We start from the raw sequence: 14,739 nt of genomic DNA, 5'->3' as shown, positions 1-14,739 counted from the left end.
CCTGTGCGCCTACGAGGCAAGGCATGGAAAATAGACTGAATCGAGATAAAATCACCGAAAAGGTTATCCAACTGTTTGTCGACACCATCGGTTTTCTCGAACGAGAGCAGGTGACGGAGCAAACCGACTTCATTCGCGACTTCAAGATCATTGACGATGACCTTACCTGCTTCGTGATGCAGGTGGAATGGCAGTTCAAATTGCATTCATCCCAGGAAGACCGGAACGCCATTACCACAATCAGGCAAATCGTCGACCTCATCACCCACCCATCCGACTGAGAGCATATGATCGCTCCCATTCACGCAATGCTTGTGCAACCGCTTCAGCCACGCGGGTGATGTTTAGCGTGCATGTCCTGCAGGCGGGCACGGGCGACATGAGTATAGATCTGCGTGGTCGACAGGTCGCTATGCCCCAGCAGCATCTGCACCACCCGCAGGTCCGCGCCGTGGTTGAGCAGATGGGTCGCAAAGGCATGGCGCAGGGTGTGCGGGGACAGCGACTTGCCGATCCCGGCGACCTTGGCCTGGTGCTTGATCCGGTGCCAGAAGGTCTGGCGGGTCATCTGCTCGCCACGCAGACTGGGAAACAGCACGTCGCTCGGCCGCCCGCCGAGCAGTTCGCCACGGGCATCGCGCATGTAGCGTTCAACCCAGACAATCGCTTCCTCGCCCATTGGCACCAGGCGCTCCTTGCTGCCCTTGCCCATGACCCGCAACACGCCCTGGCGCAGGTTGACCTGCTCCAGGGTGAGGCTGATCAACTCCGTCACCCGCAGCCCACAGGCGTAGAGCACTTCCAGCATCGCACGGTCGCGCTGGCCGATGGCTTCGCTCAGGTCCGGCGCTTTCAGCAAGGCCTCGACGTCGGCTTCCGACAACGACTTGGGCAATGGTCGACCCAACTGCGGCATTTCCACCTGCAGGGTCGGATCGACAGCAATCAGCCTCTCGCGCAACAGGTAACGGTAAAATCCACGTAAGCCGGAAAGAAAGCGGGCCGTGGAGCGTGGTTTGTAGGCCTGCTCCAGACGCCAGGCCAGGTGGTCGAGAATCAGCTCGCGACCGGCATGCGCCAGTTCCAGGCCTTTTTCCTGTAACCAGCCGTTGAACAGCGCCAGGTCGCTGCGATAAGCGTTCCGGGTATTGTCGGACAGACCCTTTTCCAGCCACAGGGCGTCGAGAAACTGGTCGATAAGCGGGTGATCGATGGCGGGCATAAGCGCTCGAAAAGCAAAAGGCGATAAGCAGGTCAACTGTGACAGCGCGTCACGATCTTTTCAAAACCCGGAATGCAAAAAAGCAGCCCGTAGGCTGCTTTTTTCTGCATCGGAAGCTGGACTTAAGCCAGTTTTTCCTTGATGCGAGCGGCTTTACCCGACAGATCGCGCAGGTAGTACAGCTTGGCCTTACGTACATCACCGCGACGCTTGACAGCCATGCTGTCGATTTGCGGGCTGTAGGTCTGGAAAGTACGTTCTACGCCAACACCGTTGGAGATTTTACGCACGGTGAACGCGCTGTTTACACCACGGTTACGCTTGGCAATTACCACGCCTTCGAACGCTTGCAGACGCGAACGGTCACCTTCCTTCACTTTCACCTGAACGACGATGGTGTCGCCCGGGGCAAAGGTAGGGATCTCTTTGGTCATCTGCTCTGCTTCGAGTGCAAGGATGATTTTGTTGGTCATGTTGTGCTCCTAAGGCAAATCGTCTGATCTACCATCGATACGTTGTTAACTATCGTCCCGCTCGCGGATGTATTCCTCGAGCAGCTTCTTCTCTTCTCCAGAAAGCGAGCGGCTTTCCAGAAGATCGGCGCGTCGTTCCGAGGTCCTGCCAAGGGACTGCTTCAGACGCCAACGCCGGATATGTGCGTGGTTGCCACTGAGCAACACGTCGGGAACACGCTGATCCGCATACACCTCCGGACGGGTGTAGTGCGGGCAATCCAGCAAACCATCCGTGAAGGAATCTTCCTCCGCGGAGTCCGCATGCCCTAAAGCTCCAGGCAGCAGTCGTGTAACCGCATCTATCAGAACCATCGCCGGCAGCTCGCCACCGGAAAGAACATAGTCCCCAATCGACCACTCTTCATCGACATAAGCCTCTATAAAGCGCTCGTCAATGCCTTCGTAACGACCCGCAATGAGGATCAAGGCCTCCTCGTTCGCCAGATCGCGCACCGCCAACTGATTCAGTTGCCGGCCCTGAGGCGACAGGTAAATCACCTTCGCCGCCTCCCCTGCCGCCGCCTTAGCCTGAACCAGGGCGTCTTCAAGGGGTTTGATCTTCATCACCATGCCCGGACCACCGCCAAATGGGCGATCATCCACAGTGTGATGTCGATCGGTCGTATAGTCCCGCGGATTCCAACAGGTCAACTGCAAGAGCCCCTGTTTCACCGCACGACTGGTGATACCGTAGTCGCTGATGGCGGAAAACATTTCGGGAAACAAACTGATCACTTCTACGCGCAGGCCAGCCATCGCTTAGAAGTCCGCATCCCAATCCACCTTCATCTCGCCAGCGCCAAGGTCGACAGCCAACACGCATTGCTCCGTATAGGGCAACAGGCGTTCGCGATCATCCAGGCTGCCCGGACAAGGCTTGACCACCATGACATCGTTCGAGCCAGTCTCGAGCAGATGATCGATCTTCCCGAACAGTTGTCCGAGGGTGTCGATGACCTTGAGACCTTCCAGTTGGTACCAGTAGTACTCGCCGTCGGTCAGTTCAGGGAATAGGTTGCGCGGCACGCAAATCTCATAACCGGCCAGAAGACGCGCTTCTTCACGATCATCAAGACCCTTGAGCTTCGCGACCAAGAACTTGTCGTTCCCACGCCCACTCACCAGCTCTACCTGTTTCACGCTACCTTCGCGCTTGAGCGTCCAGGTTTTGTAGTCCAACAGGTTTTTGATCGGATCCGTGAAGGAATAAACCTTCACTTCGCCGCGAACGCCATGAACAGAATAGATCTTGCCGATAACGATCAAATCATCGGTAGAAGCAGGCGCCGCGTTCATATTGCTCAGGCCGCAGCCTTAGCAGATTCCTTCAGCAACTGAGCAACGCGCTCAGAAGGTTGTGCACCAACGCTCAGCCAGTAGGCTACGCGCTCTTGGTTCACGGACAGACGAACTTCCTGACCACGAGCAACCGGGTTGAAGAAACCCACTTGTTCTTTGTGCGAACCGTCACGAGCGTTGCGGCTGTCGGTTACGGTCAGGTGGTAAAACGGGCGCTTTTTGGAGCCGCCAAGGGCAAGACGGATTGTTAGCATGTGAACATCGTTCCTGTAGTCGGTGCTGCAAATCTAAATGCACAGCGGGCATAGGTGCCCGAAAGGCCGCATATTCTAAGGAATATCCGGACTTTTGCAAATGACTTTTTCCGGCGCCTGGCGCCATGCAATCAAGATTTGCCATAGAGCCGCAGTAAAAACGGCAGATCAGCTCCTGCATAGCGCAGGTTTGCTGGAGATCCCCGCGTCCGTGCGAGGCAACGCCGACATGACAGCCGGCGCAGATTATTTACATTTTCGGCATGCCGCCGCCGGGCAGCATACCGCCCATGCCGCGCATCATCTTGGCCATACCGCCCTTGGCCGAGAATTTCTTCATCATCTTTTGCATCTGCTTATGCTGCTTGATCAAGCGACCGATGTCCTGTACCTGGGTGCCGGAACCCATGGCAATCCGCCGCTTGCGCGAACCGCTGATCAACTCGGGGTCGCGACGTTCGGCCGGGGTCATGGAGTTGATGATCGCTTCCATCTGCTTGAACTGCTTCTCCGCCGCCCCCTGGGCATTGCCCATCTGCGCGAGATTGACGCCGCCGATGCTCGGCAGCTTGTCCATCAGGCCACCGAGACCGCCCATGTTCTTCATCTGCTGTAGCTGGTCGCGAAAGTCTTCAAGGTCGAAGCCCTTGCCCTTCTTCAGCTTCTTGGCCAGTTTGTCGGCCTTGTCCTTGTCGAGGGTCTGCTCGGCCTGTTCGATCAGGCTGAGCACGTCGCCCATGCCGAGGATGCGCGAGGCGATCCGGTCCGGGTGGAAGGGGTCGAGCGCTTCGCTCTTTTCTCCCATGCCGAGGAACTTGATCGGTTTGCCGGTGATGGCGCGGACCGACAACGCAGCGCCGCCACGGGCATCGCCATCGACCTTGGTCAGGATCACGCCGGTCAGCGGCAGTGCATCGCCAAAGGCCTTGGCGGTGTTGGCGGCGTCCTGGCCGGTCATGGCGTCGACCACGAACAGGGTTTCCACCGGTTTGATCGCCGCGTGCAGTTGCTGGATCTCGCCCATCATTTCGGCGTCGATATGCAGACGACCGGCGGTGTCGACGATAACCACGTCAATGAACTTGAGACGAGCTTCCTTGATAGCCGCTTCGGCAATATCCACCGGTTTCTGGCTGATATCGGACGGGAAGAACGTCACGCCGATGTCGTTGGCCAGGGTTTCCAACTGCTTGATCGCCGCCGGGCGGTATACGTCCGCCGACACCACCATCACGCTTTTCTTCTTGCGCTCCTTAAGGAAGCGCGCCAGCTTGCCCGCCGTGGTGGTCTTGCCCGCGCCCTGCAGGCCGGCCATCAGGATGACCGCCGGCGGCACGGCGCTGAGGTTCAGGTCTTCGTTGGCGGCGCCCATCAGGCTTTCGAGCTCGGCCTGGACGATCTTCACGAACGCCTGACCCGGCGTCAGGCTGCGCGACACTTCAGTGCCGACAGCGCGTTCCCTGACCGAATTGACGAAGTCCTTCACCACCGGCAAGGCGACATCGGCTTCGAGCAACGCCATGCGTACTTCACGCAGGGTGTCTTTGATATTGTCTTCGGTCAGCTTGGCCTTGCCAGTGACATGGCGCAGCGTCTGCGAGAGACGGTCGGTCAGGTTTTCAAACATGCGCGATCCTTTGAGGCCCCTAATAATAGAACCGAGGTAATAGGCAGCCGGCGTGTTCAAAAGCGTGCCTGGCGAGCCTACGGCGTGGGCCGGTCGCGGATTATAGCGAGACTGTGGGCGCGGCACTAGCGCCACGGTCTTTCGTGGACTGGCGGTTGTGTGCCAAACTCAGCGCCTTTCGGGCTTGCTTCACAGGACTTATGCTTTCTTTGTCACCCAGTTTGCTGACCAGCCTCGCCGCCGCCTGTTTATATGCCGCTGCGACTCTCTATCAAGGCACTCGCCTGCGCCAGTCTGCCAAGGCCGACAAGCGCCTGCTGGTCGGGCTCGGCGTCTTCGCCGTGCTGGCCCATGCGATTGCCCTGTTCACCCACTTGGCGACTCCGGTCGGACTGGGCCTGGACTTCTTCAATGCCGCCAGCCTGATCGCCGTCGCCGTGATCGGCCTGACGCTGATCGCCTGCTCGCGGATCCCCGTGGAGAACCTGCTGATCCTGCTGTTCCCGCTGGGCGGGCTGACGGTGCTGCTGGCACAGTTCGCGCCGTCGGGCACGGTGCAGGTCATTGATGAAGAACTGGGCATTCTTGCGCATATCCTGCTGTCGATCCTTGCCTATGGCATGTTTACCATCGCAGTGTTTCAAGCCCTGCTGCTGCTGTTGCAGGACCACCAGCTCAAGCACAAACATCCTTCCGGCCTGATCAGGAACTTCCCGCCGCTGCAAACCATGGAAAGCCTGCTGTTCGGTTTCCTTTGGGGCGGCTGGACACTGCTTTCGCTGTCGCTGATCTCCGGCTGGCTATTCGTCGAAAACCTGTTCGCCCAGCACCTGGTGCACAAGACCCTGCTGGCCTGTCTGGCCTGGGTCGTGTTCAGCGTGTTGCTATGGGGCCGCAACCACCTCGGCTGGCGCGGACACAAGGCAATCCGTTGGACCCTGGCCGGCTTCTGCCTGCTGATGCTGGCCTATTTCGGCAGCAAGCTGGTCCGCGAATACATCCTCCACATCTGACGGGCCGAGATTATGGACAATCTACCCGCCGGGCCGCTGCTCGCCCTATGGGGCCTGCTGATCCTCTGGTCGGCGCTGTTCACCGCTATCGAAGTCGCCCAGCAGTTGCTCACGGCACGGCGTCCGGCCTCGCGCTCGGGCGACAGGTCCGCCGCGCACCTGAGCTTCCCGCACAACAGCCTGATCCTCTGCAACACCCTGTGCCGTATCGTCGCGGTGATCATCGCCACCCTGCTCTCGCTGTTGCTCTGGGGCGAACACGGCCCTTGGCTGGCCTGCCTCGCCAGCACGGTAGCGTTGCTGGTATTGGCCGATTACCTGCCGCGCCTCCTCGCCGCTCGCTACCCCGAAGCCATCCTGGCCATCGGTAATGCCCTGCTCGGTGTCCCGCTGAAAATTCTCTATCCCGTGGCCTGGCTGCTCAACGGCGCCGCCCGTCTTCTGTTGCGACCCTTTATCAGCAAGACCGGCGCGGTCAGGCAGAGCGACGAGGACCTGCCGCCGGTCGACCTCGACACCGAGCCAGGGCAGGATCATTCGAAGCGGTCGACGTCGCTGTCCGGGATTCACGCGCTGGACAACATCACCGTCAACGACATCCTGGTACCACGCAGTGAAGTCGATGGGATCAACCTCGACGACTCGATCGACGAGATCATCACCCAACTGCGAAACAACAAGCGCACGCGCCTGCCGGTGTTCCACAGCGATATCAACCAAGTCGAGGCGGTGCTCAACACCCGCCAGCTAGGCCATTTGCTGGCGGATGCCAGCCTGACCCTGGAAGCCCTGCTCGGCGCCTGTCACGAACCGTATTTCGTCCCCGAGAGCACACCGCTGCAGTTGCAATTGCTGAACTTCCACAAACAGCAACGGCGCCTGGCCATGGTCGTCGACGAGTACGGCGAAGTCCTTGGCATTGTCACCCTGGAAGATATCCTCGAAGAGATCGTCGGCGAATTCAAAAGCGAGCACAGCCTGGCTAACCCGCATATTCACCCACAAGCCGACGGCCGCCTGGTGATCGAAGGCGCCGCATCGATCCGTGAACTGAACAAGAGCCTGGGCTGGCACCTGCCCTGCGATGGCCCAAAGACCCTCAACGGCCTGGTGACCGAAGCCCTGGAGACCATTCCGGAAAGCTCGGTCTGCCTGAAGATCGGTCGTTATCGCCTGGAAATCCTCGAAACCGAGGACAACCGCGTCAGCCGCGTCCTGGTCTGGCATACCAGTTCCCTACCTATCACGCCATAAGCAGCGCACTCGCCGCCATCCACCGGGTTGGCGCGAGACAGCAACAGGCTCAAGTGGCTTGTGGGGTGAGTTCCGTTAGTCAATTTCGGCGCCCTTTCCGTAACCTCTCCGACATAATCTTGTAATCGCCTTTTGCTATATAGGTCGGCCCGCTTATTAATATAAGGTCGCCCAGCATGCCCTCTTCACCTCGTCGCCTGACGCTCACCCTCGCCCTGCTCGCCAGCAGTGGGATGGTTGAACTGGCTCAAGCCCAGACGGTGCAAATCGATACATCGACCGCCACCGCACAAACCTTGAGCAGCAGCGACTCACTGACGGTTTCGGCGCCAGGCAGTCTGAGCACGACGAAAGTCGCGGTGACGTTGAAAGATGGCACCAGTACCAAGGGTGTGGTGATCGATAACGCCGGCACCATCGCCTCCACGGGCGGACGGGCTATCGACAGTTCGGGTGACCTCAATGCTGCGCGCAATTATTCGATCTACAACCGTGTCGGCGGCGTGATCCAGGGCGCCAACGATGCCTTGCGCATCGACAGCAATTTCGCCAGCGGCAGTCTGTTGATCGACAATAGCGGCACCATTCGCTCGGCTACCGGTCAGGCGCTGGACCTGGATGCGATACGCAGCGCCAACGTCACCACCACCCTCATCAACCGTGCGGGCGGGCTGATTCGCGGTGATGCCAGCGACGGCATGAAAACCGGCGGCAACGCGACCATCACCAACTATGGCGAGATTTCCACCGGCGACACTCACTCCTCCGACGAAAAGTACGACGGTGTGGATATCGACTCGGCCACTGGTGTGACGGTGACCAACTACGGCCTGATTTCCGGCGGCCGCCACGGCATCACCACTGACTTGGGCGCGACCCTGACCAACTACGGCACAGTGATCGGTCGCAATGGCTCAGGCTTCGGCTCCGACGGCGACGGCACGGTGATCAACCATGGCACCATCACCGGCGCCTTCTCGGGGCTGCAACCGGATGGTGATGGTGACGGCGTGGACATCGACAAGATCGCCCATATCGAAAACTACGGAATCATTCAGGGCGTAGGCGCTGGCGGCGTCGACAAAAACGGGTTTGCCAACGGCAGTGAAGGTATTGCCCTCGGCGGCGGCTATGTATTCAATGGCATTGGCGCGCTGGTCAGCGGTGCCAACAACGCGGTCCTGGTAGACGATGGTAGCGACGGTCCCGGTGTGGCGGCCACGACCCTGGAAAACCACGGCACCATCCAGGGCCTGGGCGGCTTTGGGGTGAAGTTCGTCGGTGAGTTTGCCGACACGGTGATCAACGCCGGCACCATCAGCGGCAGCAATGGCCTGGCCTTGGACCTGGGTGGCGGCGATGACAAGCTGATCCTGCGCAACGCCAGCCGCTTTATCGGCCTGGTCGACGGCGGCAGCGGCAACGACCGCCTGAGCATGGACGACTCGGCCGGCGGCAGTTTTGGCGAAAGCCGCAACTTCGAATGGCTGGACGTCAAACAAGGCGCCTGGACCCTCACAGGTAGCGGTGATTTCAGCGACGGCGGCGAGATTTTCAGCGGCGCCAAGTTGATCAACCAAGGCGGCATTGCCGGCAACCTGAGCGTCGATGAAGGCGGGACTTATGCTGGCGGTGGCAGCGTCGGCAGCCTGTTGGTCAAAGGCACCTTGCAAACCAATACCGCGCTGGGCACCGCCAGCATTACCCGCGACTTGACCATGACCAGCGGCTCGACCCTGGCCTATGGCGTGAATGCCAACGGCGGCAGCGCGCCCGTGCAGGTCGGTGGCACCGCCTACCTGAATGGCGCGACCCTGGCGCTCACCTCCGATACCTACCCTGGGCAGAATCATTACACCGTGCTGCAGGCCGCCAGCATCAACGGCACCTTTGGCAGGGTCACCAGTGACTACGCCTTCCTCGCGCCTACCCTCGATTACAGTGCCAACCAGGTCGGCCTGACCTACACCCGCAACGATATCGCCTTCAACCAGTTCGCCAGTACCGGCAACGCCGCCAGTGCCGCCAATAGTCTGGCCACCCTGGGCAACAACAATGCGCTGTATAACGCCCTGCTCAGCACCACCACCGGCACCGCTGGCGCGGCCATCGAACAATTGGCCGGCAGCAGCACCGCCAACCTCACCAGCGCCACCCTCGGCGCCAGCGCCCAGGTGGGCAGCAGCATGCTCGCGGCCATGCATCAATTGGGCGGCGGCGCGGGGCTGCTGGTCGGGCTGGATCAAACCGACACGCCGGTACTTGCCGCCACTGGCGTGCCTGCCCAAGCACGCAACCTGAATGACCCCAACGCCCGTGGGCGCCTGTGGCTGCAAGGCATCGGCAGCTACGGCAAGCTCGACGGCGAACACGGCAGCAACGGCTTGACCCAACGCACCAAGGGCACGGTGATCGGTGTCGATTGGGCGCTGGATTCCGACTGGCGCGTGGGTGTACTGGGCGGCTACTCGAAGACCGACCTGGACACCACCGGCGTCGACGGCGACGTCGATAGCTGGCACGCCGGCCTCTATGCCATGCACCAGAGCGGCGCCCTTGCGTTGCGCCTGGGCGCCGCCTACAGCGGGCATCAGGGCGACAGCAAACGTACCGTGTCCTTCAATGGCTTTAGCGACCGCCCCAAGGGTGACTATGATGCCAACAGCCAGCAGGCTTTCGCCGAACTGGGTTACGCCATGGGCAGCGGGCGCCTGAGTGCCGAGCCGTTCGCCACCCTCGGTTACCAGCGCTACCAGCGCGACAGCTACAACGAAAAAGGCGGTGCCGCGGCGCTGCACGTCGACGGACAAACCCAGGACAACTTCACCAGCACCTTCGGTCTGCGCCTGGCGCACCTGAGCCAATTGGAGAACGGTATCAGCCTGACGCCACGGCTCAGCGCCGGCTGGAAACACACCTACGGCGATGTCGACAGCAACACTCGCCAGGCCTTCTTGATGGGCGGTAGCGCATTCAACGTCGAAGGCAGCGCGCTGGACCGCGACAGCCTGCTGCTGGAGGCCGGGCTGGATGTGGGCCTGTCGGCGCGGCACAGCCTGGGCATCGGCTATACCGGCGAAATCGGCAGCAACAGCCGCAATCACGGGCTGATCGGCCAATGGCAGATGAGTTTCTAATCGCAGCAAGCTAGTTTGATAGCCATCTGGCGTTGGATTGCCCAGCGAGCTTGCGATCACGGGGAGCGGACTGCACCGCTACCCCGCAACCTCCGCATGGGCGCGAAAGGCGGCCTGCTGTATCCCGAGAACACGCCAGTGCGTGAACGGTGAGGCCGACCTGGTATAGAGTCTTGTACCCATACTAATAATGCCTACGTGCAAGACTTTCAGGGAAGCTCGCAATGACCTCCAGCAGCACCTTTGACGATGCCACGCCGAACAAACCGCTGAACTCCACCTCGCGAGTGGCAACCGCCAGCTTTATCGGCACCGCCATCGAATTCTACGATTTCTATGTGTATGCCACCGCTGCAGCGCTGGTGATCGGCCCGGTGTTTTTTCCACAGACCGATAGCACCGCGCAGATGCTCTCGGCATTCCTCACCTTCGGCATCGCGTTCCTCGCCCGCCCGCTGGGCTCGATCCTGTTCGGCCACTTCGGCGATCGCATCGGGCGCAAATCGACGCTGGTCGCCTCGTTGCTGCTGATGGGCATCTGCACCACGCTGATCGGCGTGCTGCCCGGTTACGCGACCCTCGGTGCCTGGGCACCGATTCTGCTGTGCCTGCTGCGCTTCGGCCAGGGCCTGGGACTGGGCGGTGAATGGGGTGGGGCCGCGCTACTGGCAACCGAGAACGCCCCCGAAGGCAAGCGCGCCTGGTTCGGCATGTTTCCGCAACTGGGGCCTTCGATCGGCTTTCTCGCCGCCAACGGCCTGTTCCTGATCCTCGCCATGACCTTGAGCGACGAGCAGTTCCGCTCCTGGGGCTGGCGCATTCCGTTCCTGCTCAGTGCCGCGCTGGTGATCGTCGGCCTGTACGTTCGTCTCAAGCTTGAGGAAAGTCCGGTCTTCGCCCATGCCGTGGCACGCCAGGAGCGGGTGAAGATACCGCTGGTCGAGCTGTTCAGCCGCTACTGGGTGCCAGTGTTGCTGGGCTCGGCGGCCATGGTGGTGTGTTACGCGCTGTTCTATATTTCGGCGGTATTTTCCCTGAGCTATGGCGTGGCCAACCTTGGCTATAGCCGCGAGACCTTCCTCGGGCTGCTGTGTTTTGCCGTGCTGTTCATGGCCGCGGCCACACCACTGGCGGCCTGGGCCAGCGACCGCTTCGGACGCAAGCCAGTGCTGATTCTTGGCGGTGTGCTGGCACTGCTGTCCGGTTTCACCATGGAACCACTGCTGGGGCATGGCTCGACCACCGGTGTCGCACTGTTCCTGTGCCTGGAACTGTTCCTGATGGGGATTACCTTCGCGCCGATGGGCGCGTTGCTGCCGGAGCTGTTTCCTACCCACGTGCGTTACACCGGCGCCTCGGCGGCCTATAACCTGGGTGGTATCGTCGGGGCCTCGGCTGCGCCGTTCTTTGCCCAGAAACTGGTGACAATGGGCGGTCTGAGCTGGGTCGGCGGGTATGTATCGGGAGCGGCGGCGTTGAGCCTGATAGCGATTTTCTGCTTGAAGGAAACGCGCTACAGCGATCTGAACAAAGTAGCCTGATCGGACGGTGAGGTCTTGACGGCCTCTTCGCGGGCAAGCCCGCGAAGAGCGCTACGGCTACAGCTCTACCACAACAGCCTGCGCCGCACGGGTCGCCTTGGCCCGCGCGGCTTCGATCGACTCATCACGCGCCAGCGCTACACCCATGCGACGCTGGCCGTTGACTTCTGGCTTGCCGAACAGGCGCAGGGCGGTATCTGGCTCGCTCAACGCCGCGCCAAGGTTGGCGAAAGCAGTCCGGCTCGACTGCCCTTGCACCAGGATCACCGCCGAGGCCGATGGGCCGAACTGACGGATCAACGGGATCGGCAAGCCGAGAATGGCCCGAGCATGCAACGCGAACTGCGACAGATCCTGGGAAATCATGGTGACCATCCCGGTGTCATGAGGACGCGGCGACACTTCGCTGAACCAGACCTGGTCGCCCTTGATGAACAACTCGACGCCAAACATGCCACGCCCGCCCAAGGCTTCGGTCACCGCCTTGGCGACTCGCTCCGACTCGGCCAGGGCCACCGGGCTCATCGCCTGTGGCTGCCAGGACTCCTGGTAGTCGCCCTGCTCCTGACGGTGGCCGACCGGCGCACAGAACGTGGTGCCGCCGACGTGGCGCACAGTCAACAAGGTGATTTCGTAGTCAAAGTCGATAAAGCCCTCGACGATCACCCGGCCTTTACCGGCGCGCCCGCCTTCCTGGGCATAATCCCAGGCCTTGCGCACATCATCGACGCCACGTAGCAGGCTCTGGCCCTTGCCCGAGGAGCTCATCACCGGCTTGACCACGCACGGAAAGCCCAGATCCTCAACGGCCTGGCTGTAGGCCTCGAAGGTGTCGGCGAAGTGGTAAGGCGAGGTCGGCAGTTTCAGTTCTTCAGCGGCCAGGCGCCGGATACCTTCACGGTTCATGGTCAACTGCGCGGCGCGGGCGGTCGGCACCACGGTGAAGCCCTCGGCCTCCAGCTCCACCAGGGTGGCAGTGGCAATGGCCTCAATTTCAGGGACGATAAAGTGCGGCTGCTCGGCTTCGATCACCGCCCGCAGAGCCGCTCCGTCAAGCATGTTGATCACATGGCTGCGATGCGCCACCTGCATGGCCGGCGCATCGGCATAACGGTCAACCGCGATCACTTCGACGCCCAGGCGTTGCAACTCGATGACGACTTCCTTGCCCAACTCACCACAGCCACAGAGCAATACGCGCGTCGCGGTCGGCGACAGTGGAGTTCCGATACGGGTCATTTCAGGTCCTCAAGGAAGCAGATCATCGAAGGTGCCCCATCACCGGCCACCTATTGGGAATTAAAGGCGGGCATTTTACATGAACTGGAGCCAATCGTTTCAGGCCGGATTCCATGGGCGCCGGAGCAGCGGGCGTCGAGTGCCGCTGAAGAGCCGTCGGTCGCTGCATTCGGGCAAGTCCGCTCGCTGCAAGGGGCCACTTTCACACCGTGCCGATAGTCAGGCCCTGGCGTTCGCCATCCACAGCAAGCCGCTAGACTTGGCCCGCTCGTGGCAACGCCCGAGCACTTCGCGACGCTCGACGTTATCCATCCGACTCCAACCGGTGATTTCCTCGACCGTGCGTTGGCAGCCGGTGCAGACATCCTGCTCATCCAACGCACAGATACTGACGCAGGGCGAGGGCACAGGGCGCTCCAGCGGCGTCATTCGAGGTCTTCCCGCAGCTCGCGAGCGTATCGCTGCGAATTATGCACATAGTGCGCGGCACTGGCTTCGAGCATCTTCTTCTGCGGCTCGGTCAGCTCACGCACCACCTTGCCCGGCGATCCCATCACCAGCGAACCATCGGGAATTTCCTTGCCTTCGCCGATCAACGAATTGGCGCCGATAATGCAGTTCTTGCCGATCTTCGCACCATTGAGAATCACCGCGTTGATGCCGATCAGGCTGTAGTCGCCCACGGTACAGCCATGCAGCATGGCGTTATGACCGATGGTCACGCCAGTGCCGATGGTCAGCGGATACCCCATGTCGGTGTGCATCACCGTACCGTCCTGGACGTTACTGTTACGACCGATCAGGATCAACTCGTTATCACCGCGCAACACCGCGTTGAACCAGACGTTGGCACCCTCTTGCAGCTTGACCTTGCCCACCAGCACGGCATTGGGGGCCACCCAGCTCCGCGGGTGGGCTTCGACGCGAAAGTCGCCCAAACGGTATTTCATACGGTAGTCCTCACGGATCGGCTACGACGCCATGCAGATGATGGCCTGTACGCTTCGCTATAGATTGATAAACCGCTCGGGCGGCTTGTGCAGGCTGATCTTGGCGTCATACAGCAGATTGATCAACTCGACGATCATGATCGCCGTGAGCCCCCAAATCTTGTATTCACCATAGCGATAGCTGGGGACGTACCAGCTCTGGCCCTGATAGTCGATGCGGTGGGTGTGTTCACGTGGGTCCTGGCGAAAGAACGCCAGCGGCACATTGAACACGGCGGCGATCTCGGCATCGTTGGCCCGGTATTCGACAAAATCCGGAACCACCCCGACATACGGCGTTACTCTGATCCCATGCAGCGAGATCAGCGGACTGAGCGGACTAACGATTTCCACCAAGCCCGGCGCCAGACCGATCTCCTCCTCGGCTTCACGCAGCGCGGTGAAGACCAGATCGGGATCTTCGGGATCGCGGCGACCACCGGGAAACGCGACTTCGCCACCATGGGTCGAAAGACCGCTGGCCCGCAGGGTCAGCACCAGTTCGGGCTCTTCGCTGCGCGTGATCGGCACCAATACCGCCGCTTCGGGAAAACGTCGATCCGTTTCCAGGGTGCGCGGAGTATGCTCGCTTATACGTCGAAGTAGCTCATCCAGCATGGCTAATCTCAATTTCTGACTTACCCTGCAT

The 14,739-nt window shown here is 60.8% G+C and carries 15 protein-coding genes; 5 read left to right on the top strand and 10 right to left on the bottom strand.

What is annotated here, in order from left to right:
- Positions 1-23 precede the first annotated feature (23 nt).
- Entirely contained in the window at positions 24-281 is a 258-nt protein-coding gene (locus tag AWM79_RS03890; RefSeq protein WP_060782190.1) for an acyl carrier protein, read from the top strand.
- Positions 282-325: 44 nt separating this feature from the next.
- On the opposite strand, the gene xerD is transcribed toward AWM79_RS03890, so the two are convergent.
- The 6 genes from xerD to ffh all read right to left on the bottom strand — a co-directional run bounded on the left by xerD (position 326) and on the right by ffh (position 4,917).
- Positions 326-1,222 (bottom strand): site-specific tyrosine recombinase XerD, encoded by an 897-nt coding sequence (gene xerD / locus AWM79_RS03885; RefSeq protein WP_017130805.1) that lies wholly within the window; start codon positions 1,220-1,222, stop codon positions 326-328.
- Between the two features lie 122 nt (positions 1,223-1,344).
- Positions 1,345-1,695, bottom strand: a complete 351-nt coding sequence (rplS, locus tag AWM79_RS03880; RefSeq protein ID WP_003175895.1) for a 50S ribosomal protein L19 — start codon at positions 1,693-1,695, stop codon at positions 1,345-1,347.
- Between the two features lie 45 nt (positions 1,696-1,740).
- On the bottom strand, positions 1,741-2,493 hold the full coding sequence (gene trmD / locus AWM79_RS03875; protein ID WP_017130804.1) for a tRNA (guanosine(37)-N1)-methyltransferase TrmD: 753 nt from the start codon (positions 2,491-2,493) through the stop codon (positions 1,741-1,743).
- 3 nt (positions 2,494-2,496) lie between these two features.
- On the bottom strand, positions 2,497-3,033 hold the full coding sequence (rimM, locus tag AWM79_RS03870) for a ribosome maturation factor RimM (protein ID WP_017130803.1): 537 nt from the start codon (positions 3,031-3,033) through the stop codon (positions 2,497-2,499).
- A 5-nt stretch (positions 3,034-3,038) separates the two neighbouring features.
- Positions 3,039-3,290 (bottom strand): 30S ribosomal protein S16, encoded by a 252-nt coding sequence (gene rpsP / locus AWM79_RS03865; RefSeq protein ID WP_017130802.1) that lies wholly within the window; start codon positions 3,288-3,290, stop codon positions 3,039-3,041.
- 250 nt (positions 3,291-3,540) lie between these two features.
- Complete coding sequence (gene ffh / locus AWM79_RS03860) at positions 3,541-4,917, bottom strand: signal recognition particle protein (protein ID WP_017130801.1); 1,377 nt, start codon at positions 4,915-4,917, stop codon at positions 3,541-3,543.
- Positions 4,918-5,117: 200 nt separating this feature from the next.
- Here ffh and AWM79_RS03855 point away from each other — a divergent pair, with 200 nt between their 5' ends.
- The 4 genes from AWM79_RS03855 (at position 5,118) to AWM79_RS03840 (ending at position 11,862) form a co-directional block, all read left to right on the top strand.
- A complete protein-coding gene (locus AWM79_RS03855; protein ID WP_026013049.1) occupies positions 5,118-5,930 on the top strand; it encodes a cytochrome C assembly family protein in 813 nt (270 codons plus the stop codon).
- A 12-nt stretch (positions 5,931-5,942) separates the two neighbouring features.
- A complete protein-coding gene (locus tag AWM79_RS03850) occupies positions 5,943-7,184 on the top strand; it encodes a transporter associated domain-containing protein (protein ID WP_060782189.1) in 1,242 nt (413 codons plus the stop codon).
- Positions 7,185-7,360: 176 nt separating this feature from the next.
- Positions 7,361-10,321 carry an autotransporter outer membrane beta-barrel domain-containing protein gene (locus tag AWM79_RS03845; RefSeq protein ID WP_060782188.1) on the top strand — a complete coding sequence of 987 codons (2,961 nt, stop codon included), beginning with the start codon at positions 7,361-7,363 and terminating at the stop codon, positions 10,319-10,321.
- Between the two features lie 224 nt (positions 10,322-10,545).
- Complete coding sequence (locus AWM79_RS03840; protein ID WP_017130797.1) at positions 10,546-11,862, top strand: MFS transporter; 1,317 nt, start codon at positions 10,546-10,548, stop codon at positions 11,860-11,862.
- A gap of 57 nt (positions 11,863-11,919) precedes the next feature.
- Here the strand turns inward: AWM79_RS03840 and purT are convergent, their stop codons facing one another.
- From purT to AWM79_RS03820, 4 genes are all read right to left on the bottom strand, one after another.
- The gene (gene purT / locus AWM79_RS03835) at positions 11,920-13,101 is read right to left on the bottom strand and encodes a formate-dependent phosphoribosylglycinamide formyltransferase (protein WP_017130796.1); all 1,182 of its coding nucleotides are present in this window, start codon (positions 13,099-13,101) and stop codon (positions 11,920-11,922) included.
- Positions 13,102-13,320: 219 nt separating this feature from the next.
- Positions 13,321-13,530, bottom strand: a complete 210-nt coding sequence (locus tag AWM79_RS03830; protein WP_017130795.1) for a DUF1289 domain-containing protein — start codon at positions 13,528-13,530, stop codon at positions 13,321-13,323.
- Entirely contained in the window at positions 13,527-14,051 is a 525-nt protein-coding gene (locus tag AWM79_RS03825) for a gamma carbonic anhydrase family protein (RefSeq protein ID WP_017130794.1), read from the bottom strand. Before AWM79_RS03825 ends, AWM79_RS03830 begins: the two co-directional genes overlap by 4 nt.
- A 57-nt stretch (positions 14,052-14,108) precedes the next feature.
- A complete protein-coding gene (locus tag AWM79_RS03820; protein ID WP_060782187.1) occupies positions 14,109-14,708 on the bottom strand; it encodes a CoA pyrophosphatase in 600 nt (199 codons plus the stop codon).
- Positions 14,709-14,739 lie beyond the last annotated feature (31 nt).

The sequence above is a fragment of the Pseudomonas agarici genome (assembly GCF_001543125.1).
GTDB classification, from domain to species: Bacteria; Pseudomonadota; Gammaproteobacteria; order Pseudomonadales; family Pseudomonadaceae; genus Aquipseudomonas; species Aquipseudomonas agarici.
The sequence above is the reverse complement of the archived record's forward strand: the minus strand, read 5'-3'. Positions and strand labels throughout refer to the sequence as shown.